The organism is Acinetobacter sp. 24-47-66 (assembly GCF_056779755.1).
Genome location: NZ_JBWYIL010000003.1, coordinates 26,801 through 52,355 on the forward strand (window position 1 = coordinate 26,801; position 25,555 = coordinate 52,355).

Below are 25,555 nucleotides of genomic sequence, written 5' to 3' on the forward strand. Positions count from 1 at the left end.
CTTACATTATTTTGATAGAATACCTGCTCCGACTACCAAGGTGTAGCACCAAAGTCTGTAAGTTTCATAATCGGCTGTTATTTTTGGAAAAAATTATGCTTGCTAAACGTATTATTCCTTGCCTCGACGTAGATAACGGTCGAGTTGTAAAAGGTGTTCAATTCCTTGATATTCGTGATGCAGGCGACCCAGTTGAAGTAGCACGTCGTTATAACGAACAAGGTGCAGATGAGATTACTTTTCTCGATATCACTGCAACATCTAATGGGCGTGACACCACTTACCGTACGGTTGAGCGTATGGCTGAAACTGTATTTGTACCACTGACCGTAGGTGGCGGTGTTCGTAAAGTTGAAGATATTCGTTTATTGCTTAACGCTGGTGCAGACAAAGTCAGTATTAACTCAGCTGCTGTCTTTAATCCTGAATTCGTTCAAGAAGCCTCTCAACGTTTTGGTGCACAATGTATTGTAGTTGCGATTGATGCAAAAAAAACGGGGGAAAATAAGTGGGAAATTTTCACACATGGTGGTCGCAAACCAACGGGTATCGATGCGATTGAATGGTCTGTGAAAATGGCAGAATACGGCGCAGGAGAATTGCTCATTACGTCAATGGATGCAGATGGTACAAAAGCTGGTTATGACTTAGCATTGATGCGTCACATTAATGATCGTGTAACGATTCCAACGATTGCTTCAGGTGGTGTGGGTAATCTTCAACATCTAGCAGACGGAATTTTACAAGGGGGTGCTGATGCGGTGCTTGCAGCCTCTATCTTCCACTTTGGTCAACACACCATCCCGGAAGCAAAACAATATTTAGCTGAACAAGGCATTGAAATGCGTCTTTAATCACGCCCCATAAAAAAGAGGCAAATGCCTCTTTTTTTTGCAAAAAAAAGAGCCCGAAGGCCCTAAAAACCAAGAAAAAACAGCGCTTGGTTCGTTATGCAAAGCGATAAACTGGAGAGTTCTACCATCAGATTTTCATTCTCCGATTTATTCATCTCATATCATAAATGACAGATCTGCACGAAATCTTGACAAAAGCTACATATTTTATTGACCAAACATGACAAATCAGACGTCAATTCAGCCAATTCCATATCTAATCTGACTTACTCCACTATAGCCAAAGCTTTTTTTGAAATATCGGAACGCGCTGCTTTCTGCTCAACCCACTTTGCGGGGAAATATTGTTCAACAATATGATTGACTCGTTTTGAAATAAAAGACGGTAACTGCACCCCTAAAGGGTTATCTTCCTTCAAATCTGGCGTTGAAATGACACGTGTCCCTAAAATGTAATCAAACCAAGGCTTAGTGACACACCAATTTGCATCTTGATTGGCGTTCATATGGTGGTCATAGTGCCAAGGAATTTTCTTTTTTGCCCAATGAGGTTCGAGGTGAGCTCTGCGATGCGTGTAGTAGTAGTTACAAGCACTATAAAGCACGGATAAACTCATGCCTTTCGAGATTGGATAAAATGCTGTTCCAAATACAGCAGCAACAATCCCCAATGATACGATTTCATTTTTTGTTCGCCAATTTGAGATTCCCTCTACATAACCCTCATCATGGAAATCTTGTGTTCTAACTTCACGATGATGTGCCCAATGAGATTCCATATTTTTAGGCACAGGACTAAACCTCGCTTTACCCGGACGGTGTACACCATGTAGAACATATTTATGCGCGACCCATTCAAATCCATTGGCAATGATTAAGCCTGCAACAAAACCTTTAATCATGTTCAAAATCCCTGTTTCTTTTCTTTCAATATATCTAACTCAAGCTCTCAACCATTGACGCAAGATAAAATTTTCATTGACAAATCACGACATATTTTTCAATGTCGTATGGTAGAAAAAGCGCTTGTATGGCACTGTAAAAACAGGCTTAATAACTCATCGTGATTTCAATTGATAAAACAAGAAAAGTATTAATCACATGCAGCAGATAAAGGATTATTCAGGCTCGGTTCATGGTGGACTTGGACATCTCTTACATAATTATTGTGAAGAGAACGGTCTCCCTATTTCTGCAAAATTGGCAAGTATTCAGCAAGCTGAGCGCTTTGACTTTAGCATTTGGCGTGAAATATTAAATGAAATTTATGAAGCACACCCACAACCTGCTTTAGGGTTAGAAATTGCTCAATGGGTCAAACCGCAACATTTAGGCATTATCGCGTATATCGCTTTATCATGCGATAACCTAGCAGAAGCACTCACCCGTTATCATGAATATCATCGTTTAATTTATGATGGTACACCTCTCGCCGTTGATCTGGAGCAAGGCGTATTTAGCGTACGTTGGGAAGATTTGCCGATGCATTTGTCGACACAAATCACGGATGAAATTGCGATGGCATTATTGGTTGAATTTCTAAAACGTTATGCGGGTATTGAGCATTTACATATTCAAGAAATTCACTTTCGCTTTCCAGCACCAAAAAATATTGCGATTTATGAGCGTTTTTTTCAGAGCAAAGTAAAATTCTCTCAGCCTCATGTCAAGCTTACTTTTCCAAGCCAGCTCCTACAAGCACCGATTAAACAAGCTGATCAAACTTTACAAAAACTCCTGATGCAACAAGCTCAAGATTTGTTAAGTCGACTCCCCAACAACACACAAATCGATGAGCGGTTACAGCAAGCCATTCTGATTGGAATACAGAGACACAATTATCAAATTCAAACTGTCGCAGATCAAGTGGGAATGTCCGTCAGACAACTTCAGCGCCATTTACAAAATCAAGGTGATACCTATCAGCAGCGTGTTCAAGAAGTCCGCAAACTTCTAGCGATTCAATATCTACAAGATCCTTATCTCAGCTTACATGAGATTTCGTTATTGCTCAGTTATTCTGAACAAAGTGCATTCCAACGCGCATTTCGTCAGTGGATGAAGATGACACCCCAACAGTGGCGTATTCAACATCATATTCGCACTTGATGATTGTGAATTTAAGTCTTCAGTCCAAAGATGATTGATGAATCACAAGAAAGGATTTTCTATTTCATTCTCAGCCGTCGTTTCTATTTTTTCTGCTAAATTTTTTTGATCTTCTAAGTAGATGACCATTGCATCTAAATATTGTTTTAACGCTTTCGCAGCGGCTAAACCGGCTTGATCTTTGGTGATTTGCAAGTTGCCATAAATACTCACACGATCAAGATCGTTTTCAAGCGTCAAGTCATGAATGGAATGTGACTCAGTCCCATTTTCAAAAGGCTTAAACATGGCAAATCTCTTTAAGTTTATAAATATCAATCCCTGAAGATAAATGAATCTTCAGGGCGAATTCGAGCTTTTTTTATTTAAGGATTTGTAATAAATATTGCAACAACGCTTGAACCAACTCTTTCACGATTGCATCTTGTGCTTGTTCATCGATCTTAGCCTCTTGATTCGTTGCGGTTGTATTGACAGGTACGCTTTGACTACTAAACTCTTTTTGCAGCGCTTTGAGTTGATCTGTTGAGATATCAACTGCACATTGGCTTTCGGCATCCCAGTGCGAATACTCTATGGCTTGTTGGGCTTTGACCTGATTGGCTTTTAATGGCAATTTATAAGTATTTCGCTTTTGCTCAGATGTAAGTTGAGGAAACAAATTCATGCCAAGCACTTCTTCTAACTGACATACACTGACCACTTGCATCTGTAGTGAATTATTATTGGGAGCGTAATATGCGCCAATAGCACCTGTTTTAGGTATATACACGGCTTTAAACACCGCTGTTGGAACAATAACACCGCGTCCAATAGTTTTCAGTTTTTTGCCACTATATACAGGCCCGGTAATCACATACACATCATGTTTCTGCTTCGTAACGATTGCACGTGTCGCTTCCTCAATTTCTCGCCAGATTTGTTGGTTATTCTGCGGAGCTTGAGGAACCATATTGGCTAAAGAAAAACTGTCGTACTGTGCAGCTTTATTTGGCATATCAGCATTTGGAGCCATATGACCACGGTCATATCCCGACCCACGATAATCTGATAATAATGCTCGATGCTTTTCTGCTACACGAGTCTCCTCATGGAAACTGTCTTCTCTTTTTATTTTTTGGCTCAGCCGATCTGGATTCAGATATTCAGCTACCCATAATGGTGTTTTTGAGACACCAGAATACATAGTGGTGAATCCATTAAAGCATAATGGGTAGCGATCTTTATTTAAGCTCTCTTTGATTAAATAAGGTGGCTCTTGGCGATAAAATTGATTTAGACAAGCTGTATTATTAACCGAACCTGAAAATGGCAGATATGAAGACAACTTTTCTTGACCGAAAGCAATTGCAAAGCTTCCTGCTGCAACAATACCTAATACAGCTTTTACCACAATATTATTCAAACTCAGATTACCTATTCATTCCGTGTTCAACTTCTGGCCCAATGCGTGGGCTTTATTCAAAACCGGCCACAGCTTAACAAGCTATGAATTTGAAGTACATTAAGTGAATTTTCAAGTGAATAAAGGATCTTCGCATTCCGTTCAAATATCACTCAAAATAAGTAACAAATTGTTGTTTTTATAGAATAGTTTTTTAATACTCTTTAAGGTTTTACGTGTATTTGATTGAATTACATCAATTACTTGTGAGATGCTATAAAAGTTATTTAGTAAATTAAAAGAATTGAAAGTGAGGACACTATGAAATTATCACATACTTCTTTGACAGCATTAGTAATGGGTTTATCTTTGGCAAGTGCAAGTGCATTTGCTGAGCCACCAGTTCAAGCTGGCGAAACTTTGGAAAGCCTTTCTAAAGCTAAAGTCGTAACAACAGTGAATGGTCAGCCTGGTACTTTACAAGAAGTATTAGCTAATGGTCAGATGAAAGTTATTTCTGAAGGTGCTACAACACAAGCGCCTGCTGATGCGAAAGCGCCTATTGGAAACTTACCACCTGCTGAAGCAGAAGAAACTGCTCCTCAAGCACAAACTGCAGTTCCAGCTCAACCTGAAGTAAATGCAACTGAAGAAGCGCCTGTAGAAGCACCAGTGGCTGAGTAAGGTATTAGACTTAATAAAAAAACCGCCTTAGAGGCGGTTTTTTTATATCCAAAATTTTAGCAAACGCTTACTCAGATTTCGATCTGGCTTCCCATTTCGACCACGCGATTTGGAGGAATTAAATAGAAATCACTCACAGGACTCGTATTCCGCTGCATTGAAATAAATAATTTTTCACGCCATGGCGCCATTCCTTCTCCCACGGTATGAATCAGACGATCACGTGAAATAAAGAAACTAATTTGCATCATATCAAATTCAAAATTTAACTGCTCATATGCCGCTTTCAGCGCGACTGGAATGTTGGGTTGGTCTTTAAACCCATAATATACAAAAATCCTAAAGAATCGATTATCCATCTTCTCTACACGAATTCTCTCAATATCAGGTACATAAGGTACATCTTTAGTAATGACCGTAATCATCATATTACGTTCGTGTAGAACCTTATTATGCTTAATATTGTGCAACATCGCATGAGGAACGATATTAGGTGTTCCTGTGAGGAAAATTGCATCCCCAGGAACGATCAGAGTTTCATCACTCATCTTGACACTTTGAATAAAGAGATCAATAGGTAACGCATCAGACTCAAGCTTATTAAGTACGATTTGACGGCCATCTTTCCACGTCATTAAAACGGTAAATACAATTGCACCAATCAAGATTGGCACCCATCCACCACCAACAATTTTTAAAGAAGTCGAAGCAACAAAAATGAGGTCGATGATCAATAAAGGCACAGCAAAAAGGGCTACTTTCCAAACAGGCCAGCGCCAAACGCCATAAGCTAAAATCGAAATTAAAATCGTACCACACAGCATAGTCATGGTCACTGCTACACCATAGGCACTGGCAAGATTCGCACTATTTTCAAATAATAAAATGAGAATAATGACTGAAATAAATAATACCCAGTTGATGAATGGGACATAGATTTGTCCTTGTTCAATATCAGAGGTGTGTTGCACGGTTAAACGCGGTAAATAGCGTAATTGGATCGCTTGATTGACCATTGAGAATACGCCCGTAATCACCGCTTGTGAGGCAATCACAGCAGCAGCGGTTGCAAGACCAATCATTGGAAATAAAGCCCAATCAGGGACCAACAGGTAAAATGGGTTCTCAATTGCATTTGGGTCTCGTAAAAGTAAAGCACCTTGACCCGCATAGTTAAAAACTAGACTTGGCAATACAATCACAAACCAAGCAAGCTTAATGGGCATGCGACCAAAATGTCCCATATCTGCATATAGTGCTTCACCCCCCGTCATCGTTAAAATGACGGCACCCATCGTGAGGAATGCAACAAAAGGTTGGTTGATGATAAAGCCAAACGCCCAGTGCGGACTGATCATTGCCAACACGAACGGTGTTTGCATAACACTCCATAAGCCTAATAGTCCAATAGATGCAAACCACAATAATGTGATTGGTCCAAAGAACTTACCCATGGTCGCCGTGCCGTGGCGCTGAATTAAAAACAGTGCTGTTAAAATACCGACGGCCAATGGTAATAACCATTGATTAAACATCGGTGTCGCAATACTTAAACCTTCAATCGCAGATAAAATAGAAATTGCTGGGGTAATAATGCCATCACCAAAAAACAGTGATGCACCGATAAAGCCCAAGGCAATGAGATAAATTTTGCGCTGATCTGCAATACGAGTTGAACGTAGATTTAAGGCAAGAAGCGACATAATACCGCCTTCACCATTGTTATCTGCCTTCATAATGACTGAGACATATTTAAAGCTGATGGTGAGCATCATGCACCAGAAAATGAGCGACAAAATGCCCAGAACGGTTGCCTCAGTAATTGCAATATGAGCCGTAAGGAAGCATTGACGCAATGCATACAGAGGACTGGTTCCAATGTCACCAAACACCACCCCTAATGCTGCCAATGTTACCGCAGGAAGTGCGGCTTTTTTTGCAGTGCTTTGCATATTTTAGTCTTCATGCATTCGACAGAATTTTTCGGCAATCATATCACTGGCTAAAAACTTTTTCTTTAAATCAATTGTTTCAACTTGGCATCTGCTTTTTTTTTAGTTATCATCGCACGCCTTGGTGAAGTGTCCGAGTGGCTGAAGGAGCACGCCTGGAAAGTGTGTATACGTTAATAGCGTATCGAGGGTTCGAATCCCTCTTTCACCGCCAGAATTTAAAAAACCGAATCATGAGATTCGGTTTTTTTTCGCCTAAAACTTCGCTTTTGGCACGTATCTCGCTTCATTTTACTGTCATCAACATCATGTTAAGTTAATAAAAACAATACTTAAGGAGCTGAACAACCTAACAACGTTATTCAAATAGATGATTTTTGCACACCTATAAAATAGAGAACCTGCTATTCCGGAGATAATATGAATAACAGCGCCAACTATGTAAAACAAATTAAAAATGCAAAACGTGGTGGCTACACACCCACTATCGCTAAAGATGTGAATAAACACAAAATTCAAAAAGCGCTAAGATTAATTGAGCAATGGAGAAAATTAGCACAAGAGTTAAAACCTCAAATGCAATTTGATATGGCTTATACTCTTGAAGAGTGTGCACAAGACCTTGATCGTATTCTAAAAAACAAATAGCTGATCCTATAAAATTTTCTCAAGATGCCTGTACACGCTATGACGGGCATCACTATAAAATGAGGAGAAAAGACGATCAAAAATAAAGCAAAAACAATTCATCCTGCTCAATTTTAATTAATCGATTAATTTTTGACTTGCGTTTTAGTGAAAAAACGCTATTATTCTCTCCACGTTGCCGGCATAGCTCAGTTGGTAGAGCAACTGACTTGTAATCAGTAGGTCCACAGTTCGAATCCGTGTGCCGGCACCATTTTATACTTAGCCTCGCTTTTTAGTGAGGCTTTGTTGTTTTTGATGATTTATTTTTTACTTGCACTCACTTGTACATATCGCACGATCCCCTCTTGATAAAGTTTCGCACACAACTTTGCTGTCATCTTAATTTTTGCCAAATCTAAAACGTGATACGAATGAGCTTGGATGTTATTTTTAAAAATATCACTCTGAATATACGTTGCAAATCCTGCAAATACCTCGTGACTCAAATCTTGAATATGTATATCTCTAAAACCCGTTTGCACTAAGATTGATTGCGTTTCATCGAATGAGTGCAAATGGTTCAGTTGAACGTCAGCTGCTTTTAATAATAATTTAACTTTCAATTGCGCTAGAGGACTCAAAGTATAGAACTTTGAATTCAAAGCAAGATAATGAAATGCTAAGCGTCCTTTTGAATTCAAAACCCCATCTATAGAACGAAGAAATAAATTCAAATTGCTGTGATAAGCAGCATCGATGCAAATTGCCGCATCAAATTTAAATTCAAATGATCTAGATTCTAAATTTAAAAATGTTCCCTGCGAGATCCGATTGACATGAGGTAAAAACTTACGCGTATGATTTACATAATATTCTTGTAATTCAATTCCTTCCAAGTATTCGATTTGAAATTTTTCTTTCCATAAAATTAGGCTAGCACCTTGTCCACAACCTAAATCAATTAATTTATCTTTTGAATTTAAATCAATAGATTGAGCAAGGGTTATTGCGAGTAACTCGCAGGCTTGTGGATAATTCAGCTGGTCAGTTTTCCACAGACCTAAATTACTCCAAGCACAATTACGGTAATCCCCCAATAAAGCTGCATTGATCGCATATTTATGTCGAGGGGCTTTCATCCATGCTTGGAGCTTCTTCATTCAATCCCTTAATATCCTAACTCTGGTGCAACCTGTACCTTAGGCTTTAAACCTAAAAATGGTAACGGCGCATCGAGTAATTTTGCTATATCCATTGCTGAAGTCACCGCTGACTCCAAAATTGGTAATCCATCACATGACCAAGAGCCACAATAAAATACTTTACGACCTTGTTGTTGGTGAAGAGCATTCAACTCATGCGTTAGTGGTAGAGTATGTCGGTCTACAACAGCTCTAGTGAGTTTCACTTTATGTATTACTTTTTTAGGATCAATCTCAATTACTGGATTCCAAGTTTGAAAAACAGGAGATTTACCCACTAATGTTGGCTCAATCGAATTCAGCCAAACAGTGAAATGCTGTTTAGTAAATTTACGATCCATCATATAACTCAATACGCACCAATCTTTACGCTTCACAGGCATTACCACTGAATCAGTATGAATGACCAATTCACCATCAACAAACTTAAATTGTTTGAGAAGTGCAATATCATCCGCAAACTGTTCAGCATCTAAAAACTCATGAACTTTTGTTGTTGGTGTCGCGACAATCACGCGATCAAATAAGTCAGATTCACCTGCTTCATTTTCCACATAGACTAAATCACCCTGCTCTTGTACACGAGTAATGGGCTGCCCACTTCTTAAATCGATATCTTCCAGCAATTTATCAACGAAAGCTGGCGTCCCACCTTGAATTCGAAGGAGTGCATCTCCATCCGTCAGTTGGCGTAAGAAAATCAACAATGGTTTTGCTGGCCATTCACCAATGGTTTTTGCATCACATGTACAAATGGTAAATAGGACAGGCATGACTGCCCCATTCCAAAATACTTCTTCTATTTGGTTATATTTAACGAACTCATCTAAAGTGATATCTTGATTTTTAGATTTAAAAAACTGCTTCAATGCAGATCTAAGTTGTAACATCCCTTTCACTAAACGGATGCCATATTGCTTTAATCCTTTTCGATTGTTAATGATTGGAAAGTTGCCTATGCGTGAACGTGATGTTGTCAGCCAAGTTTCGATTTTATCTTCAAATAACCAGCTACATGACATATATGTACGTACTGGAAAAGTGTTGAGACCCAAATGTGTGGCAAGACTCAATGTATTTTTCCAGAGCATTGGATTCATGACACGTAATGGCGAATCAATAATCCCACCTTCATACTCAAGACTATAACTATCCATACCACGCCCTGGAAGCGCCTCGAAAACTGTGATCTGGTGACCAGCATCCTTGAGAATTCTCGCAGTTGCCAACCCTGCCATACCACTTCCAATCACTGCAATTTTCAAAATTATGATCCAAGCATTAAAAATTTTTTTAATTATGCGATAGAACACTTTGAAACTTGCTATTAAAAACTTCCAGATTTTATTTGTTTTTGATTAATTTTTAATCAAATAAATTTACGTAAAATTCTTGCTACACTATTCGTCATACGCTAAATATTTAATACACTTGTATTTTTTAAGAAATTAAAAAATATGTTTAAAAACAAAATAGATATTTTCACCAATAATTTAATTTTTTAGTTTACAGCTTAAAAAAAATGCATTATCATTGTTTTGAAAATGAGAACTACATCACATTAATAAGAAGCACAAATAGAATGTGATCTAGAAAATAAATATAAATTACAGCGTATAAGGACCTCTGTTGTGTGGGATAGAGGTCCTTTATTTTTTTAAAATGATGATCACAAAAAAAGCGGAAATGATATTTCCGCTTTTGTCGTTCCAATTAACGTGCAATTTCACCAAATTTACCATTATTGAAATCATGAAAAGCTTGAATGATTTCTTCTTTGGTGTTCATGACGAATGGTCCATGCCCTTGAATTGGCTCATTTAGTGGCTCACCTGTAAGCACTAAAAATTGTGTATCTTTATATGCTTGCAATTGAATTGCTGCCTCACCATCACGAGCAAACATCACAATTGAACTGTCTAGAACTTTTTGAGTCCCATTAATTACGAGTTCACCATTCAACACTACAACCAATACATTGTGATCTACAGGAACATGTATGAATGTTTCATACTCAGCTTTAAGCTGACCATCCCACACATTTATTGGAGTAAATGTTTCAGCAGGACCATAATGACCACCAAACTCACCCGCAATTACACGGATGTGACCAGCATCATCATCCATGGTAATTGTTGGAATATCATGAGATGTGATCGCTTGATAACGTGGTTGAGTCATTTTATCTTTGGCTGGTAGATTGACCCAAAGCTGTGCCATTTCAAGAATTCCACCTTTTTGAGCAAATTCAGGAGAATGAAACTCTTCGTGAACCAATCCAGCCCCAGCAGTCATCCATTGCACATCTCCTGCCTCGATAACACCACCACCGCCACTGGAATCCTTATGTGCCAAACCACCTTGATAGGCGATAGTCACTGTTTCAAATCCGCGATGAGGATGTGAACCAACACCTAACTGACGTGTCGTTGGCTCAAAGTGATGTGGTGCACCGTAATCTAATAACAAAAAAGGACTAAGTGCTTGACCTAACCGATCATAAGAAAATAAGTTACGCACTGGCAGACCATCACCAACCCAATGTGTATGTTGGTTACGATAAACCCCAATTACTCTTTTCATCTTTTACTCCTATATTCGATAGGATGAACATGCGCTCATTTTAGACTTTGCACAGAAAATAAAAAGAGCTTTACTGCCACACAGATTCCTATTTTTATGATTATAATAATCTAAATTAATTCATATATGTGACTATTCACTGAAATTTTAAATTCATGATTACAATATTCCTATTAATAAGACTAATTATCCTAAAAATGGTCACAAATTTATCTCATTTTCAGTCTAATATAACTGGTGACTGAATACGAGTTCATTGATACGTATTCACACTTACTAACATCATAGAGGCTAATAATAATGGGCAAACCTTACGTTCGTTTAGATAAAGATAATGCAGTAGTGCTTTTAGTCGATCACCAAACAGGTCTTCTTTCTCTTGTACGTGATATCGATCCTGATAAGTTTAAAAACAATGTTTTAGCACTCGCAGCAGCAGCAAAATACTTTAACTTGCCGACAATTTTAACAACAAGTTTTGAAGATGGTCCTAATGGTCCACTCGTTCCAGAATTAGTTGAAATGTTCCCTGATGCTCCATATATCGCGCGTCCAGGTCAAATCAATGCTTGGGATAACGAAGATTTTGTAAATGCTGTTAAAGCGACAGGTAAAAAACAACTGATCATCGCTGGTGTTGTGACTGAAGTATGTGTTGCATTCCCTACACTTTCAGCTCTTGCTGAAGACTTTGATGTATTCGTGATTACTGATGCATCTGGTACATTCAACCAAATTACGCGCGATGCTGCATGGAACCGCATGTCTCAAGCAGGTGCTCAACTTATGACATGGTTTGGTGCTGCAGGTGAGTTACATCGTGACTGGCGTAATGATATCGAAGGTTTAGGTGCTTTATTCGGTGAGCATATTCCTGACTATAAAAACTTAATGGTTAGCTATGTAAAGAACACCACTAAAAAATAATATTTAATAAAAGCGACCTTTGGGTCGCTTTTTTTTTACCATATTCAAAACCCAAGATGATTTCTTGAACGGCTTAGTTTAACCTATGCTTAAACTTTATCGGATCAGGCGTCGAGGTGAAAATTGCATTCATTTGATGACTATTACTATTTTTATTTGGTCGTTAAATACGGCGGTTTCAGTGCTGCTAGTGACGCGTCAAATATAACTAAATCAAAGCTTAGTCGACGTATTTTAGAACTCGAAGCAAAATTTAATGTCACACTCATTCAACGTTCTACTCGCCATTTCAAAGTAACGCCTTTAGGTCAAGAATTTTTTCAAGAATGTGAAAAAGTAATCAACCAAGCTGATTGCGCTCATAATGTTTTACTTAAACAGAAAAGTGAACCTCAGGGTCTAGTTAAAATTAGTTGCCCACCCGTAATGATGCGTTATCAAATTCGCTCTTTACTCAATGATTTTTTGAAGCGCTATCCACAAGTTCAAGTCGAGATGGAATTAACCAGCCGACGCGTAGATGTATTGCACGATGATATTGACTTGGCGATCAGAACTAATTTTTCTGCCAATGAAGACTCCACCATCGTGGTTCGTGATGTCATCAAAACCACTCATTGTTTAGTGGCAACCCCTGAGCTTTTACAGGGTCGCGTTTTAGAATATCCAACTGAAATCAATGATTTTCCAACAATTGTTTTAGGCACTCAAAAAACTCATTATCAATGGAATTTGCACCGAATTGAAGGGCATGATCTCATTGAAATTCCATTACAACCACGTATTAAAAGTAATGATTTGGCTGGTGTGTATTATTCAGTAATGGATGGATTAGGTATTGCAGATCTACCTTATCTTACAGTGCAAAAGGATTTGGCAGCAGGACGGCTTATACACATCTTGCCTGACTGGTGCTCAAATATAGGGACTGTGCAACTCGTTTATGCATCACGTAAAGGACAACGACTCGTGATGGAAAAACTCATCGACCACTTGGTTGAAGGTTTACGACAAGCAGCACAAAATCAAGAAGGTTATGCCTCTTAATAAAAAACCAGCACATCGTGCTGGTTCTTTACTTTTCAACTTAATTTAGATCTTACCAACAAGATCGATTGATGGTGCAAGTGTAGCATCACCTTCTTTCCATTTCGCAGGACATACTTCGCCTGGGTGAGCATGAACATATTGAGCCGCTTTCACTTTGCGAAGAAGTTCTTGAGCATCACGACCAATACCACCTGCATTAATCTCTACAATTTGAATTTTTCCTTCAGGATCAATTACAAATGTACCACGATCTGCCAAACCTTCAGATTCAATCAATACATCAAAGTTTTTAGACAATGTCCACGTTGGGTCACCAATAAGTGGATACTGAATTTTACCAATCACATCAGAAGTATCATGCCAAGCTTTATGTGTGAAATGAGTATCTGTAGATACACCATAAATTTCTACACCTAACTTTTGGAATTCAGCATAGTTATCAGCAAGATCGCCTAATTCTGTTGGACATACAAATGTAAAATCTGCAGGATAGAAAAAGACAACAGACCATTTACCTTTAAAATCTTGCTCAGAAACTTCAATGAACTCACCATTTTGATAAGCAGTTGCATTGAATGGTTTGACTTCAGTATTGATTAAACTCATGTGTTTTCCTCTATTTCTTTGTGAGAGTGTTGCTTCATTGAAATAGAGAATACAAAAGATGATTAAATTGGTAAAACCGAAAGTATTTATAAAAACAATCGAATTTCTAGATTTAAAAGTTAATATATTTCTTTAAGAGAATGAATCAAATATAAAACACTGTTTATTTTTTGAAATTTATTCAATTGGTTTCAAATTTTTGAAAATAATACTTGTCTTTTTTCATCCCAAAGAGAAAGATCATTCACTCTGTATGATCATAAACAATTCGAGTAATATCCATTGGGCTTAACCTCACACTATGAAAGCTCACTGTTCGAGGCTTACGATTCACCATCTTTTCCCGAGATCATTAATCAAGCGCTGATCTATTTCTATAATCATTATATGAAACGATTGAAAATCTTGCTGCTCTAGCTCATTAAACTTCCTCTTTTGCATTAACCTGATGATAAGATCGATTAAAATAGACAAGACTTTCCTCTTGCGAGCTTTGTTGAATAGCTACAACTCGGCAAATAAAAATACTGTGTGTGCCCACTTGTTGAATTTGCTCAATCTCACAATCAAAACTGACTAAAGCGTCCTTTAAGACCGGGCAACCTGTTTTCAATTTACCCCATTGGGCTAATCCAAAACGTTGTTCTGCACTCAATTGACTCGATGCAAAAGCATTTGAAAGAGACTCATGTTGAGAACTGAGCACATTGACAGATAAAACTTTGTTCTCAATAAAATACTGATGAGATCGGGATGATTGATTCATACACACCAAAAGTGTAGCAGGTGAATCAGTAACGCTACATACAGCAGACGCCGTGAAACCATGCTGTCCTGTTTCACCAGCTGTTGTAATAATATTGACTGCAGTGGTTAATAAAGACATTGCGTTTCTGTAGTCTGAAGCTTCAACCATTTTTCTCTTCTCAAATATAAACTGCTAAACTCGTGCGAACCTAGGATATAGGTGATTGCACAGATGATCCATCTTGAATGTAGAAAATAAACACAGCTAAAGCACTAATTTCTTAGTTTAAGATCGCTGAACCCGTGCTTAAGGCTTCAAGTTTGTCACGTCCCTCGTGACGAGACAGTGGTATCATTCCACAGTTGGTTGAAGGGTATAGCTTATCAGCATCGACAAATTGCAAAACTTTACGCAAAGTGTTCACCATCTCGTCAAGTGTTTCAATTTGATTGGTTGCCACATCGATTGCACCGATCATGACTTTCTTCCACGAATCAGTTCAATAAGATCCATGGATATATGTGAGTTTTGCACTCTAAAGAAATGATGCCCCAACTTAGATTTTTGTAGTATCGGGAGTGACGTTTCAAAAGGACGCCGTTCATTACTCAAAATTCGTTTCCCATTTTTATTATCTTTCATAGAATAACTTTAACAAATATGTATGGCGGTTTCACATTTCAAATTTTCAAGCGCTAGCTCAAGAATAGCAATTCTCTAGACAAATCAAAATTAGCTTTGTATCAAATTACTCAAGGTCATAAATAGAAACCAATCAAGTAGCGATCTAACGTCGCTCGAATTACGAGTCTATAAGTTCTATGATGAACTGTGCTCAGATTATTCACGGTATATTTACTTAAGACCAATCAAAATAATTCGATCAATAAACCTATCATGACTACCTAAAAAAAAGAGCCTAGATAGTGAATCTAGGCTTCTCTTATTTTTATGCTGGGATACTTGCTACTATATCCTCTCGAGACCAGAGTCTGTGATTTTGTATCGCTTTCTTAAATTTATCTTGATGATCTTTAAAGGTTTTACTACTAAAAATAGCATCATTTATGAAAAATATTTTTAAATCATAATCTTATATAGATTATTAAATCCCAAGAAAAAAGATCGGCCATCTAAGTTTATTTCAAATACTTCACCTGATTCGACTTCAACTTGTTTATAAACTTCTACAAGAATTTGCCCTCTCATCGTATTTTGAACTTTATGAAATGGGATAATGTTAATTCGAATGGTTTCACCATTCACTGCTTTTGCTGTAGTCCAGCCATTAGAGATATTCATTTTCACTTACTCATTAATGAGCTCATGTAAAATTAAAAATAATATTAAATATTTAAATCGAGAGTATGGATTCTGATATCGAAGAGGCTCAAGCCTATAATTCAAATTACAATTTTACATTAGCATGTATTTAATTATAAAAAGCCCACAATGAGATTGTGGACTTCTAAGATCGGCATGGTGCGAGTTCATGCTCTGCGTTAACTGTTTAGATATCATAGATATTAAAATCTATAAATTGAGAATACGCAATTCTAAGTTCTATCTAAACACTTCCGTTTCGCTTACGGATTCGATCAACAACGATTATACCATAAAAAATATTTTATGGTTTAATTTTAATATTTAAATGAGCTGGTAAATTTTACCAGTATTTAAACTATGAAAATTTAAATCAAAACTAGGTCTTATATTTTCATTATCAACAGTGATAAATTTAATATTTATTTGAGATAAGTTCGAAGCATGCTGCGAAGTATTAAATGTACCTATCACTGCATATTTAACTTCAAACTGATCTTTCACCTCAATTAATGAGGTATTCATGAAATAGCTACAATATCACTTGCTTGTAAGCCACGCTGACCTTGTTGCACAACAAATTGAACTCGCTGTCCTTCGACTAGATTCTTGAAACCATTTGCTCGAATTTCACTAAAATGAGCAAATACATCTTGACCATTATCTACAGCGATAAATCCGAAACCCTTAGTTTCGTTGAACCACTTAACTGTACCAGTTGTTAAATTAGACATCATTTATTTCCTATATTATGTAATGAATAATTAGAAAATAATTTTGAAGATAGACTTTTAATAGAATGAAAGATGTAATTAATATCAGATCAAAATAAAATTAGTAAACAATAAAATTATAATTCTAGAAAACCAATATAACACATATTTAATTGATTTATTGATTTATTGATTTAATAAAAAAACCTAACTACAGATCGACCGCAATTAGGTTGTAAACTTTTAAATTAGTTTTTAATTGGTAGCGGGAGCTGGATTTGAACCAACGACCTTCGGGTTATGAGCCCGACGAGCTACCAGACTGCTCCATCCCGCATCAACAAGTGCATTTGTACGCTAATTTGAGATATATAGCAATCTAAATAATTTATTTTTATCAAAAACTATAAAATCATTATCGTTACTAGATAAATTATTCAGACAATTCTGTTTTAAATTTTTGATGTAAAGACCTATACAAATTGAGTTTAAATTTTTCATTATTTAGTAATAATGTCGACTCTTCAGCCCAAGTAGCCTTTCCCACATCTAAACCAGAATGATTCAATGCCCAATCAGATATATACCCATAGATAAAAGAGTTATCAGCAAAGACCCATTTTACGATCTTATTTTGTTCATTCAGAAACACCTTATATGTAGGTAATGAACCAAAAAAACTAAATTTAGTGTATATATATTTGTAATGTTCGTTCATAGAATTATTTTTAAAAAAAAGATGAACCATAATAGCAGTTTTATGTGTTTTAACTCATAAAAAAAACATCGCTTGTAAAATCAATTCGAGGTTGATTTTAAAATACGGATTCACTTTTTTCATAAAAAAATTAATGATCACATGAAGGTCTTCTCGATCACTTTTTCAAGAATAATTTTAGAATTAATGTTGGCTATACCTTTAATTTTGTTTAACTTATTAATAATAAACTGGGAAAACCCATTTAAATCCTTGGTGGCCACAAAGAGAACGTAATTCGAATCCCCTGTAATGATAAAAGCATTGATCACTTCATCAAAATTACGAATCTGGCTCAGAAAATGCTGATGATCTGATTCGGTCAGCTGATTGAGTTTAATTTCGACAATCGCCTCAACCTGAATACCCAATTTTTCATAATTAATTTTTGCTTGGTATTTTTCGATGACTCCATTGTTTTCTAAAATTTTGACACGGCGATGGCAAGCTGAAGCAGAAAGATTCACTAAATCTGCCAATTCCTGATGACTTAGTCGTGCATTTTGTTGTAACAGTCTTAAAATTTTATGATCAATGAGGTCTAAATTCATTCCTAAATATCATCCTGATTTTTTATATTTAATTCGAATATTATCCAGTTTTCATGCAATTTCAAGCATGATTATCGGATAAATATGAAAAAATGCCGTGATAAAATCGAATGAAATAACACGGACTAAGTTAGGTTAAAAATGATTACCTTAGATCAATGCAAAGCATGGGATGCTCAAGACAAACTAAGCCACTTAAAGAATGAATTTGCTTTACCTGAGAACACCATTTATTTAGATGGAAATTCCCTTGGGGCACGCCCTAAATCTGCTTTAACACGTGCTCACGAAGTGGTCAGTCAAGAGTGGGGAGAAGATCTCATCAATAGCTGGAACAAAGCGGATTGGTGGGGATTATCGACTCGGTTAGGTGATAAGGTGGCTCAGCTCATTGGGGCAAATCCAGGCGAAACGGTGATCTCTGATTCAACCACACTCAACTTATTTAAAGCACTCTCTGCTGCTGTCAAAATCCAAGCTGAAATCGCTCCTGAACGTAAAGTGATTATTGCGGAAAAGGACGTCTTCCCGACTGACCTATATATTATTGAAGGTTATATTGACCTTGTTCAAAAAGGCTACCAACTGGTTTTAATCGAACATCCTGATGAATTAGAAACCACTCTGAAAGCCCATCAAACGGCAGTTGTGGTGTTGTCACATATCAATTACCGCTCAGGCTATTTCTATGACATGAAACAGGTCAATCAAACGATTCATCAACATAACGCTTTGGTCATCTGGGATCTATGCCACTCTGCAGGCGCTGTTCCAATCGATTTAAACAAGACCCAAAGTGATTTTGCCGTAAGTTGCACATATAAATACCTTAATGGTGGACCAGGTTCTCCTGCCCTCATCTGGGTACATGCAAAACACCAAAATAAATTTTGGCAACCTCTTTCAGGATGGTGGGGGCATCAACGTCCTTTTGATATGGCTGATCACTACGAGCCAGCTCAAGGCATTCGTCGTTTTTTATGTGGCACCCAAAGCATTTTGTCCATGAGTTTGATCGAATGTGGTTTAGATGTGTTCTTAAAAACTGACATGCAAAAGATCCGAGAAAAATCTCTAAATTTAACAGATCTCTTTATTCAATTGGTTGAACAGGAATGTGCTGAATTTGGTTTTGAGTTAATTACACCAATCGATCATTTACAGCGTGGTAGTCATGTGAGTTATTGCCATGAACACGGTTATGCCATTGTCCAAGCGCTTGTTGCACGTGGTGTGATTGGAGATTACCGAGAGCCAGCCGTGCTCAGATTCGGGGTCACACCTTTGTACCTAAGCCATGAAGACATTTGGCATGCTGTTCAACATCTTAAACAAGTGATGCTGAATAAAGAATGGAAAAATGAAAAATATTCGGTGCGAGGTCAAGTAACTTAATTCAGTTACTCACTTTACATCACCATGGCCAGGAGGGCTTATGAGTAACTTCGATAAAATTCAAACACGCGAAGCAGGATTACATAAAAAATTAACCGCTAAACAAATGGGCATGATTGCAATAGGCGGTGCCATAGGCACTGGTCTATTTATGGGTAGTAAATTTGCCATTAGTTTTGCAGGACCTGCTGTCATTCTAAGCTATGCGATCGGCGGATTAATTGCTTTTGCACTAATGGCTTGCCTGGCAGAAATGACTGTACAACACCCCACTTCAGGCTCGTTTGGTGCTTACGCTGAACATTATATCAACCCACTTTCTGGTTTCTTAGTTCGTTATAGCTACTGGGCATGTATCGTGTTGGCTGTAGGCACAGAAATTACCGCCGTGGCTGACTATATGAAACTTTGGTTTCCTCATGTCGGTTCAGGTATTTGGATCGTATTTTTTTCAACCGTACTTCTCGCAGTAAATGCTTATAGTGTCAAAGCATTTGGCTTAGTTGAATATTGGTTTTCGACGATCAAAGTATTTGCCATCATTGTGTTTATTCTGTTGGCAATAGGTATTTTGACGCAAGATCCAAATCCTCATCAAGCGCTAACTCACAATCTCACTGCACATGATGGCTTTATGCCAAATGGATTTAAAGGTGTTTGGATTGGTGTCATTATTTCTATTTTTAGTTATCTCAGTATCGAAATGATCGCGGTTGCTGCAGGTGAAGCCAATGATCCTGAAAAAGCAGTTAAATACGCTTTCAAAAGCACTGCGATTCGCTTATTTCTATTTTATTTACTATCGCTGAGTTTAATTGTCACTCTCGTTCCATGGACTCAATTGATAGCACCAGGTGCAACCAGTCCTTTCGTGTCTGTTATGCAAATTGTCGGCATTCCTTTTGCTGATCATATTTTAAACTTCATTGTGATTGTGGCAGCACTGTCCGCAATGAACAGCATGTTATATATCTCAACGCGTATGTTATTCAGCTTGTCACGTTCAGGAGATGCACCTAAGCTGTTTGGTAAAATTCGTAAAAATGGGGTGCCCATCAATGCCTTGCTACTTTCGGCAACAGGTATTGCCGTGGCGAGTATTGTATATAGCATTAATCCCGAATCAGCATTTCCAATCATGATTGCACTGTCCATGTTTGGAGCTTTATTTACTTGGGGGGCGATCTTTGCCACACACTACTTCTTTAGAAAGAACTTAGCAAAAAATAATATCCACCTCAAATACAGCATTCCTGGTAGTCGTTATATTTCCTTTATTGGTTTGTTTGCCATTCTTGCAATCACGCTTACCACATGGTTTACGCAAGAATTTAAATCAACTCTCCAGTTTGGCGTGCCTTTTATCGTGATGTTAATCATTTTCTATCAAATGAAGAAATCATCCTTAAAGCATCAATTAACTGAAAATGAACAAGCCTAGTAAAGGAGCTGTAAATCATGCTCTATGACAACTCGCAAACTGTGACGGATGAAAATCAGATCTTGTCTGATTTTCAAAAAATGAGCCAAGCGACTTATAAGCAACACCATCATATTGCCGATTTACAGTACGACTTTCAGCGAAGATCTACACTTGATTTTTTCCCCACACCTGTTGCCACCAATACTACTGTTATTTTTATACATGGTGGTTATTGGCAATGGTGTGAAAAAAGGGATTTTGCCTTTGTTGCTGAATTTGTTTTACAGCAAAATGCTCAATGTGTGTTGGTTGAATATGATTTAGCGCCTCAAAGTAGTTTAAATCTGATTAATCTACAAATTCGCAAAGCGCTCGATTATATCCACAAACAAACTTGGATCAGCCCCAATGTCATTGTGGTTGGACATTCTGCTGGTGCCCATTTGGCTGCTTTAAATTTAGATCATCCCTTGATTTGTTCAGCGATATTACTCAGTGGTATCTATGACCTAAAACCGATTCAAGAAACGCATTTAAACAAGGCTTTAAATTTATCTGAGCTAGACATTAAAAACTTAAGTCCAGTTGAACATTCTACGCACTTTGCTAAGCCCTGTACGATTGCGTATGGACTCGATGAGTTACCAGAACTGAAATGGCAAAGCCAAAAATATTATCAATTTCGGCAGCAACTAGAGCCTGAATTCACGCATCTCTTGAGTTTTGCAGACACCAACCACTATTCCATTTTGGAACGATATTTTCAATCGACAAAGACCACCTAATTTCTACTCAGCTTTAATCAGCAGAATTACCAGCTTAATTTATATTTAGTCACACGGATGTTACTATGTCAAAACCATGCTTTTACAAGCTATTGCTTTCCTGCACCTTTATTTTTTCAAATCTTACATTTGCCGAGATAACACTCATTGATGAACAGCAAATTTTGAGTGAATCAGATCGTTTAAAACTCACCACGTCTGGTAGTATTCGTCTACAAGCCTTAAATTTCGATCATTACGATCAATCTAACGAAAATCAGAAATATCGCAGAGATGGTTATAGCTCAAATAGCCGTATGTATGCCAATGCTGATTATGCATGGAATGAACGTTTGCATTTAATTGCAGGCTATCAAAACTATATCAATCTTTCCAAGATGCTGGATTGGGACGGTCATTACCGTTCCTCTGATGAAAACATCACCACCGAACAGGCGTATATTGGTCTGCGTGATTCAGCATACGGTACCGTTAAATTTGGAAAAATCTATAGTATTTATTACGACATTGTAGGCGCCAAAACTGACCTATGGAATTACTCAACCTTGGCTCAGCCCCAAACGTGGAGCCCTGTCGCTTATACAGATGGTACGCAAGCAGCTCATAAAACTTTACGTTATGAGTTCAAAACAGATAAAGCAGACTTATATGCCAGCTATTTGTTCAAGGATAGTACGACGGTCGCAGATACGGATGTGCAATATCAACGTAAAAATGGTGCCGAATTGGCAGTTGATGTGCATTTAAATAAAAATTTAAGTTGGGCGACCTCATGGAAGTACAACAATGCTAGTCTGAATAATCAACAAGATAAGCATGATTTAAAGCAAGAAATTTGGGCAAGTTCATTATTTTATTTTGATGGAAAATGGATGCTTAGCTTTGGCGCTGGTTGGTATAAAAATCTAGTTCCAAATTTTGATGCTTACAGTGAATCGAGCGATTTTCAACTTCAATCATTGCTGAATACTGAGGCTTATGGCGTTGAATTTTATGCGGGACAGCACTTCAAGATTGAAGAATACGGTATCAAATTCATTCAGCCCTATATCATGGGAAATCAACTTGAATATACCAATGGCTCAGAGTTTAAACGCCGTGATCTCGGTGTTGGTATAGCAGCTAGATTTAACCATGGTTTTGGATTTGATTATGAACGTTTATATACACATGATACGTTCCAAACCCCAGATATGCATTTATTCCGTTTACGTTATGAATGGTAAATTCTAATTTTAGGTTAACTATCCTTCAAAGCCTTGTTATTTAAAAAGGCTTTGAAGGATCACTCATGGATTCGCATCAAATCTCAATAAGTTGTAGCGTTATACAAAGTCTTTAATAAATTTTATTTAATGCATAACATTTCAATTAACTTAATATTTTTAGAAAGTTGCATTGACATGGGTTCAAAATAAATCGTATCGAATGAATTATTATCATCTACGGCTTTACCTTGCGGCGTAAAACGCTGGCTTTTGACATAGGCTCTGGCTTTATTTTGACAATCAATTTGATGAACGGCTTGTATGTAGCCCTTGGGTTTGATGTTTAATGAGGGTACGCCATGTTCATACACATATTTATAGTCAATTTCAAAAATATGAGGGGCTTGATTGAGTGATTTAATGGTCGTTTTATCAATATAAGACCAGCCTGCATCATCTCGATCAAACACGGTCCATTGTGGTGATTTTGCTAAGCTCATGCTACTACACAGCACAAAAGTTAAAAACATGATTCCTTGTTTCATTCAACTGTCCCTAATTCAACTATGAATAAACGTTTTACTATATCATCATAAAAACAAAAAACCCTTTGTTATACAAAGGGTTTTTAACTATTTAAATATATGATTCAGAACGGTAAATCATCATCTAAATCAGACGGTGCTGTCGCCATAGGCTTTACCGGCTGCTGCTGAGGTTTAGGTGATTGGAAACCTTGATTAACATTGCCATAGTTGCCTTGAGGCGCCTGATTACCATAACCACCTTGAGCAGGCGCTTGGTTCCCATAACCACCTTGGTTATTATTATTGAAACGAGGTTGCTGATAACCACCATCACCTTGATTATCACCTTGCTGACGATTATTAGAATCTAACATCTGCATTTGTTCGCCACGGATTTCTGTCGTATAACGCTCTTGACCATTTTGGTCTGTCCACTGACGGGTACGTAAAGAGCCTTCAATATAAACTTTTGAACCTTTACGTAAATATTGCTGTGCAATTTCACCTAAACGATTATGTAAGACGATACGGTGCCATTCTGTTTGTTCTTTGCGTTCACCTGAGTTTTTATCTGTCCAAGATTCACTTGTTGCAATTGAAAACTGCGTTAATGAACCACCATTGGGAAATGTTTTTGTCTCAGGATCTTTACCTAAAGTACCAACTAAAATAACTTTATTCACGCCGCGCATGTGCTCTAATCTTCCTATTCGATTCTATGTTTTACTTTATAAGAGTTATGATTAAATGGCTACCTCTTTACCCAACAAGTGCGTTAAATGTTGTCGCGCAGTGTCATCTAACTGCTGCTTATCAACTTTGACATAGACCACTTGTTGATCAGTCATCACCACGACCTCTTCAATACCACGAATTGCCAGTAACTGAGAAGTCCATTCATCTGTTTCTTGGACTTTGGGCAAACTCAAAATCAGTGATGATAAATAACGTGGCTGCTTTAATCCAAAACTAATCAACAGCCAAAGAATGGCAATTCCTGTCAGTACCCCCCAGCCTAGAGCAGTGTTATTTAACATCAGCAATTGCCCACCCAGTATACCGCCAAAAAAAGCACCTAAGAATTGACCACTGGCATTCACACCCATTGCTGTCGCTTTGGATTGGATAGGTGCTGCCTTCGATAACCAAGATGGCAGTAGTGCTTCCATCACATTAAAGGCAATAAAGAAAAGACCTAAACCAAGCAACAAAATGTATTTCGATTCAAATCCAAAAATCATCACGATCAAACCGGCGATGATCCCAGCAATCGCAGTCAGAAAAATACCTCGCATTTTTCGATATTTTTCAGCAAGAATGATACTAGGAAAAGCAAAAAATAAACTGATTACCAATAAGGGAAGATAGATCAAACCATGCTGAGCTAAAGGAATATCTGCAAAGTCAATCAATTGAGAAGGCACATAGATGAACATCGCCGTCAGCAATAAATGCAAAGCAAACACAGAAACATGTAAGCGATTTAAATCGCCCATTTTCAAAACTTGTTTTAGCTGCGTGAGATAACCTTGCTGAAAATTTTTATGATGACGTGTTGTTTTGGGAACAAGAAATAGCATTGCAATGGCAAGTAATCCCATGAGTGTGGTCACCCAGAATAAGCCTGAAATACCCACCACGCTGGTCAACCATGGCCCTAAACTAAATGCAATAACGAAAGAGAGACCAATACTCATCCCCATCATTGCCATCGCCTTCATACGATTTTCTTCACGCGTAACATCTGCCAATAACGCCATGACGACAGCAGAGACAGCTCCACCCCCAGCTATTGCACGCCCTATAATCACACCATAGATTGTGTCTGACATTGCTGCGATTGCACCACCCAAGGCAAACAACAATAAACCCAATACGATCAGCGGCTTTCGGCTATAGCGGTCTGCAATCAAACTAAAAGGAATTTGTAGTATTGCCTGAGTCAAACCATACACACCTACGGCCAAACCAATCAAAGCAGGTGTTGCATATTCATAAGCCTGTCCCGCAACAGAAAAGACCGGGACAATCATAAACAGACCTAACATTCGCAATGCAAAAATGCTGCTCAATGCAAATGTGGAACGGCGTTCTAAGGCATTCATCATAAAATTTAGGTTATCGCGTGATTTCTATGTCTACTT

At 37.6% G+C, this 25,555-nt stretch carries 26 protein-coding genes, 3 tRNA genes and 1 pseudogene; 12 read left to right on the top strand and 18 right to left on the bottom strand.

Annotation, left to right across the window (positions count from 1 at the left end; all coding sequences use genetic code 11):
• Nucleotides 1–95 precede the first annotated feature (95 nt).
• On the top strand, nt 96–854 hold the full coding sequence (hisF, locus tag AC1M84_RS04020; RefSeq protein WP_481592860.1) for an imidazole glycerol phosphate synthase subunit HisF: 759 nt from the start codon (nt 96–98) through the stop codon (nt 852–854).
• A 266-nt stretch (nt 855–1,120) separates the two neighbouring features.
• Here the strand turns inward: hisF and AC1M84_RS04025 are convergent, their stop codons facing one another.
• Nucleotides 1,121–1,756 (bottom strand): sterol desaturase family protein, encoded by a 636-nt coding sequence (locus AC1M84_RS04025; RefSeq protein WP_180028773.1) that lies wholly within the window; start codon nt 1,754–1,756, stop codon nt 1,121–1,123.
• Nucleotides 1,757–1,955: 199 nt separating this feature from the next.
• Between AC1M84_RS04025 and AC1M84_RS04030 the strand changes: the two genes are divergently transcribed.
• Nucleotides 1,956–2,963 carry an AraC family transcriptional regulator gene (locus AC1M84_RS04030; RefSeq protein WP_481594483.1) on the top strand — a complete coding sequence of 336 codons (1,008 nt, stop codon included), beginning with the start codon at nt 1,956–1,958 and terminating at the stop codon, nt 2,961–2,963.
• A 42-nt stretch (nt 2,964–3,005) separates the two neighbouring features.
• Here AC1M84_RS04030 and AC1M84_RS04035 read toward each other — a convergent pair whose 3' ends face one another.
• Together AC1M84_RS04035 and AC1M84_RS04040 are read right to left on the bottom strand one after the other, a co-directional pair.
• Nucleotides 3,006–3,251: a hypothetical protein gene (locus tag AC1M84_RS04035; RefSeq protein ID WP_179999072.1), complete on the bottom strand. Its 246-nt coding sequence runs from the start codon at nt 3,249–3,251 to the stop codon at nt 3,006–3,008.
• Nucleotides 3,252–3,324: 73 nt separating this feature from the next.
• Nucleotides 3,325–4,368: a DNA/RNA non-specific endonuclease gene (locus tag AC1M84_RS04040; RefSeq protein ID WP_481594484.1), complete on the bottom strand. Its 1,044-nt coding sequence runs from the start codon at nt 4,366–4,368 to the stop codon at nt 3,325–3,327.
• Between the two features lie 300 nt (nt 4,369–4,668).
• Between AC1M84_RS04040 and AC1M84_RS04045 the strand changes: the two genes are divergently transcribed.
• Nucleotides 4,669–5,031 carry a hypothetical protein gene (locus tag AC1M84_RS04045; protein WP_481594485.1) on the top strand — a complete coding sequence of 121 codons (363 nt, stop codon included), beginning with the start codon at nt 4,669–4,671 and terminating at the stop codon, nt 5,029–5,031.
• Nucleotides 5,032–5,102: 71 nt separating this feature from the next.
• Here AC1M84_RS04045 and AC1M84_RS04050 read toward each other — a convergent pair whose 3' ends face one another.
• The gene (locus tag AC1M84_RS04050; RefSeq protein WP_179999076.1) at nt 5,103–6,983 is read right to left on the bottom strand and encodes a potassium transporter Kup; all 1,881 of its coding nucleotides are present in this window, start codon (nt 6,981–6,983) and stop codon (nt 5,103–5,105) included.
• A 123-nt stretch (nt 6,984–7,106) separates the two neighbouring features.
• Here AC1M84_RS04050 and AC1M84_RS04055 point away from each other — a divergent pair.
• From AC1M84_RS04055 to AC1M84_RS04065, 3 genes are all read left to right on the top strand, one after another.
• Nucleotides 7,107–7,197: transfer RNA gene (locus AC1M84_RS04055), tRNA-Ser, on the top strand.
• 206 nt (nt 7,198–7,403) lie between these two features.
• On the top strand, nt 7,404–7,631 hold the full coding sequence (locus tag AC1M84_RS04060; RefSeq protein WP_035267585.1) for a hypothetical protein: 228 nt from the start codon (nt 7,404–7,406) through the stop codon (nt 7,629–7,631).
• Between the two features lie 177 nt (nt 7,632–7,808).
• Nucleotides 7,809–7,884: transfer RNA gene (locus AC1M84_RS04065), tRNA-Thr, on the top strand.
• A gap of 49 nt (nt 7,885–7,933) precedes the next feature.
• On the opposite strand, the gene AC1M84_RS04070 is transcribed toward AC1M84_RS04065, so the two are convergent.
• The 3 genes from AC1M84_RS04070 to AC1M84_RS04080 all read right to left on the bottom strand — a co-directional run bounded on the left by AC1M84_RS04070 (nt 7,934) and on the right by AC1M84_RS04080 (nt 11,398).
• On the bottom strand, nt 7,934–8,773 hold the full coding sequence (locus tag AC1M84_RS04070; protein WP_481594486.1) for a class I SAM-dependent methyltransferase: 840 nt from the start codon (nt 8,771–8,773) through the stop codon (nt 7,934–7,936).
• An 8-nt stretch (nt 8,774–8,781) separates the two neighbouring features.
• A complete protein-coding gene (locus tag AC1M84_RS04075) occupies nt 8,782–10,080 on the bottom strand; it encodes an FAD-dependent oxidoreductase (RefSeq protein ID WP_481594487.1) in 1,299 nt (432 codons plus the stop codon).
• A gap of 448 nt (nt 10,081–10,528) precedes the next feature.
• Nucleotides 10,529–11,398: a pirin family protein gene (locus AC1M84_RS04080; RefSeq protein WP_035267590.1), complete on the bottom strand. Its 870-nt coding sequence runs from the start codon at nt 11,396–11,398 to the stop codon at nt 10,529–10,531.
• Between the two features lie 300 nt (nt 11,399–11,698).
• Between AC1M84_RS04080 and ycaC the strand changes: the two genes are divergently transcribed.
• Nucleotides 11,699–12,325: an isochorismate family cysteine hydrolase YcaC gene (gene ycaC, locus AC1M84_RS04085; protein WP_035267592.1), complete on the top strand. Its 627-nt coding sequence runs from the start codon at nt 11,699–11,701 to the stop codon at nt 12,323–12,325.
• Nucleotides 12,326–12,448: 123 nt separating this feature from the next.
• A complete protein-coding gene (locus AC1M84_RS04090) occupies nt 12,449–13,372 on the top strand; it encodes a LysR substrate-binding domain-containing protein (RefSeq protein WP_481592847.1) in 924 nt (307 codons plus the stop codon).
• A gap of 45 nt (nt 13,373–13,417) precedes the next feature.
• Here AC1M84_RS04090 and ahpC read toward each other — a convergent pair whose 3' ends face one another.
• The 8 genes and pseudogenes from ahpC to gigD all read right to left on the bottom strand — a co-directional run bounded on the left by ahpC (nt 13,418) and on the right by gigD (nt 18,073).
• A complete protein-coding gene (ahpC, locus tag AC1M84_RS04095) occupies nt 13,418–13,981 on the bottom strand; it encodes an alkyl hydroperoxide reductase subunit C (RefSeq protein ID WP_035267594.1) in 564 nt (187 codons plus the stop codon).
• A gap of 421 nt (nt 13,982–14,402) precedes the next feature.
• On the bottom strand, nt 14,403–14,897 hold the full coding sequence (locus AC1M84_RS04100) for a flavin reductase family protein (protein WP_481592846.1): 495 nt from the start codon (nt 14,895–14,897) through the stop codon (nt 14,403–14,405).
• A 112-nt stretch (nt 14,898–15,009) separates the two neighbouring features.
• Nucleotides 15,010–15,443, bottom strand: a pseudogene (locus tag AC1M84_RS04105) (uroporphyrinogen decarboxylase/cobalamine-independent methonine synthase family protein); the annotation flags it as partial.
• 366 nt (nt 15,444–15,809) lie between these two features.
• A complete protein-coding gene (locus tag AC1M84_RS04110) occupies nt 15,810–16,031 on the bottom strand; it encodes a transposase (RefSeq protein ID WP_481592845.1) in 222 nt (73 codons plus the stop codon).
• Nucleotides 16,032–16,376: 345 nt separating this feature from the next.
• Entirely contained in the window at nt 16,377–16,577 is a 201-nt protein-coding gene (locus AC1M84_RS04115; RefSeq protein WP_092766478.1) for a hypothetical protein, read from the bottom strand.
• Nucleotides 16,574–16,786, bottom strand: a complete 213-nt coding sequence (locus AC1M84_RS04120) for a cold-shock protein (RefSeq protein WP_035267602.1) — start codon at nt 16,784–16,786, stop codon at nt 16,574–16,576. Before AC1M84_RS04120 ends, AC1M84_RS04115 begins: the two co-directional genes overlap by 4 nt.
• A 239-nt stretch (nt 16,787–17,025) precedes the next feature.
• Nucleotides 17,026–17,102 (bottom strand) — tRNA-Met (locus tag AC1M84_RS04125).
• A 518-nt stretch (nt 17,103–17,620) separates the two neighbouring features.
• The gene (gene gigD, locus AC1M84_RS04130; RefSeq protein ID WP_092766480.1) at nt 17,621–18,073 is read right to left on the bottom strand and encodes an Lrp/AsnC family transcriptional regulator GigD; all 453 of its coding nucleotides are present in this window, start codon (nt 18,071–18,073) and stop codon (nt 17,621–17,623) included.
• Between the two features lie 141 nt (nt 18,074–18,214).
• On the opposite strand from gigD, the gene kynU reads away from it, so the two are divergent.
• The 4 genes from kynU (at nt 18,215) to AC1M84_RS04150 (ending at nt 22,902) form a co-directional block, all read left to right on the top strand.
• Nucleotides 18,215–19,468 (top strand): kynureninase, encoded by a 1,254-nt coding sequence (gene kynU / locus AC1M84_RS04135; RefSeq protein WP_481592844.1) that lies wholly within the window; start codon nt 18,215–18,217, stop codon nt 19,466–19,468.
• Between the two features lie 40 nt (nt 19,469–19,508).
• On the top strand, nt 19,509–20,909 hold the full coding sequence (locus AC1M84_RS04140; RefSeq protein WP_180028467.1) for an amino acid permease: 1,401 nt from the start codon (nt 19,509–19,511) through the stop codon (nt 20,907–20,909).
• Nucleotides 20,910–20,923: 14 nt separating this feature from the next.
• Nucleotides 20,924–21,676, top strand: a complete 753-nt coding sequence (locus AC1M84_RS04145; RefSeq protein ID WP_481594551.1) for an alpha/beta hydrolase — start codon at nt 20,924–20,926, stop codon at nt 21,674–21,676.
• A gap of 65 nt (nt 21,677–21,741) precedes the next feature.
• Nucleotides 21,742–22,902 (top strand): porin, encoded by a 1,161-nt coding sequence (locus AC1M84_RS04150; RefSeq protein WP_481594488.1) that lies wholly within the window; start codon nt 21,742–21,744, stop codon nt 22,900–22,902.
• A gap of 122 nt (nt 22,903–23,024) precedes the next feature.
• Here AC1M84_RS04150 and AC1M84_RS04155 read toward each other — a convergent pair whose 3' ends face one another.
• The 3 genes from AC1M84_RS04155 to AC1M84_RS04165 all read right to left on the bottom strand — a co-directional run bounded on the left by AC1M84_RS04155 (nt 23,025) and on the right by AC1M84_RS04165 (nt 25,519).
• Nucleotides 23,025–23,429, bottom strand: a complete 405-nt coding sequence (locus AC1M84_RS04155; protein WP_481594489.1) for a hypothetical protein — start codon at nt 23,427–23,429, stop codon at nt 23,025–23,027.
• Nucleotides 23,430–23,533: 104 nt separating this feature from the next.
• Nucleotides 23,534–24,103 carry a single-stranded DNA-binding protein gene (gene ssb / locus AC1M84_RS04160; RefSeq protein ID WP_481586849.1) on the bottom strand — a complete coding sequence of 190 codons (570 nt, stop codon included), beginning with the start codon at nt 24,101–24,103 and terminating at the stop codon, nt 23,534–23,536.
• 51 nt (nt 24,104–24,154) lie between these two features.
• Complete coding sequence (locus AC1M84_RS04165; RefSeq protein ID WP_035265762.1) at nt 24,155–25,519, bottom strand: MFS transporter; 1,365 nt, start codon at nt 25,517–25,519, stop codon at nt 24,155–24,157.
• Nucleotides 25,520–25,555 lie beyond the last annotated feature (36 nt).

What these genes read in the sequence shown, in the direction of transcription:
- hisF (WP_481592860.1), top strand. Translation starts at nt 96, where the DNA reads ATGCTTGCTAAACGTATTATTCCTTGCCTCGACGTAGATAACGGTCGA.
- AC1M84_RS04025 (WP_180028773.1), bottom strand. Translation starts at nt 1,756, where the DNA reads ATGATTAAAGGTTTTGTTGCAGGCTTAATCATTGCCAATGGATTTGAA.
- AC1M84_RS04030 (WP_481594483.1), top strand. Translation starts at nt 1,956, where the DNA reads ATGCAGCAGATAAAGGATTATTCAGGCTCGGTTCATGGTGGACTTGGA.
- AC1M84_RS04035 (WP_179999072.1), bottom strand. Translation starts at nt 3,251, where the DNA reads ATGTTTAAGCCTTTTGAAAATGGGACTGAGTCACATTCCATTCATGAC.
- AC1M84_RS04045 (WP_481594485.1), top strand. Translation starts at nt 4,669, where the DNA reads ATGAAATTATCACATACTTCTTTGACAGCATTAGTAATGGGTTTATCT.
- AC1M84_RS04050 (WP_179999076.1), bottom strand. Translation starts at nt 6,983, where the DNA reads ATGCAAAGCACTGCAAAAAAAGCCGCACTTCCTGCGGTAACATTGGCA.
- AC1M84_RS04060 (WP_035267585.1), top strand. Translation starts at nt 7,404, where the DNA reads ATGAATAACAGCGCCAACTATGTAAAACAAATTAAAAATGCAAAACGT.
- AC1M84_RS04070 (WP_481594486.1), bottom strand. Translation starts at nt 8,773, where the DNA reads ATGAAGAAGCTCCAAGCATGGATGAAAGCCCCTCGACATAAATATGCG.
- AC1M84_RS04080 (WP_035267590.1), bottom strand. Translation starts at nt 11,398, where the DNA reads ATGAAAAGAGTAATTGGGGTTTATCGTAACCAACATACACATTGGGTT.
- ycaC (WP_035267592.1), top strand. Translation starts at nt 11,699, where the DNA reads ATGGGCAAACCTTACGTTCGTTTAGATAAAGATAATGCAGTAGTGCTT.
- ahpC (WP_035267594.1), bottom strand. Translation starts at nt 13,981, where the DNA reads ATGAGTTTAATCAATACTGAAGTCAAACCATTCAATGCAACTGCTTAT.
- AC1M84_RS04100 (WP_481592846.1), bottom strand. Translation starts at nt 14,897, where the DNA reads ATGGTTGAAGCTTCAGACTACAGAAACGCAATGTCTTTATTAACCACT.
- AC1M84_RS04110 (WP_481592845.1), bottom strand. Translation starts at nt 16,031, where the DNA reads ATGAATATCTCTAATGGCTGGACTACAGCAAAAGCAGTGAATGGTGAA.
- AC1M84_RS04115 (WP_092766478.1), bottom strand. Translation starts at nt 16,577, where the DNA reads ATGAATACCTCATTAATTGAGGTGAAAGATCAGTTTGAAGTTAAATAT.
- AC1M84_RS04120 (WP_035267602.1), bottom strand. Translation starts at nt 16,786, where the DNA reads ATGTCTAATTTAACAACTGGTACAGTTAAGTGGTTCAACGAAACTAAG.
- gigD (WP_092766480.1), bottom strand. Translation starts at nt 18,073, where the DNA reads ATGAATTTAGACCTCATTGATCATAAAATTTTAAGACTGTTACAACAA.
- kynU (WP_481592844.1), top strand. Translation starts at nt 18,215, where the DNA reads ATGATTACCTTAGATCAATGCAAAGCATGGGATGCTCAAGACAAACTA.
- AC1M84_RS04140 (WP_180028467.1), top strand. Translation starts at nt 19,509, where the DNA reads ATGAGTAACTTCGATAAAATTCAAACACGCGAAGCAGGATTACATAAA.
- AC1M84_RS04150 (WP_481594488.1), top strand. Translation starts at nt 21,742, where the DNA reads ATGTCAAAACCATGCTTTTACAAGCTATTGCTTTCCTGCACCTTTATT.
- AC1M84_RS04155 (WP_481594489.1), bottom strand. Translation starts at nt 23,429, where the DNA reads ATGAAACAAGGAATCATGTTTTTAACTTTTGTGCTGTGTAGTAGCATG.
- ssb (WP_481586849.1), bottom strand. Translation starts at nt 24,103, where the DNA reads ATGCGCGGCGTGAATAAAGTTATTTTAGTTGGTACTTTAGGTAAAGAT.
- AC1M84_RS04165 (WP_035265762.1), bottom strand. Translation starts at nt 25,519, where the DNA reads ATGATGAATGCCTTAGAACGCCGTTCCACATTTGCATTGAGCAGCATT.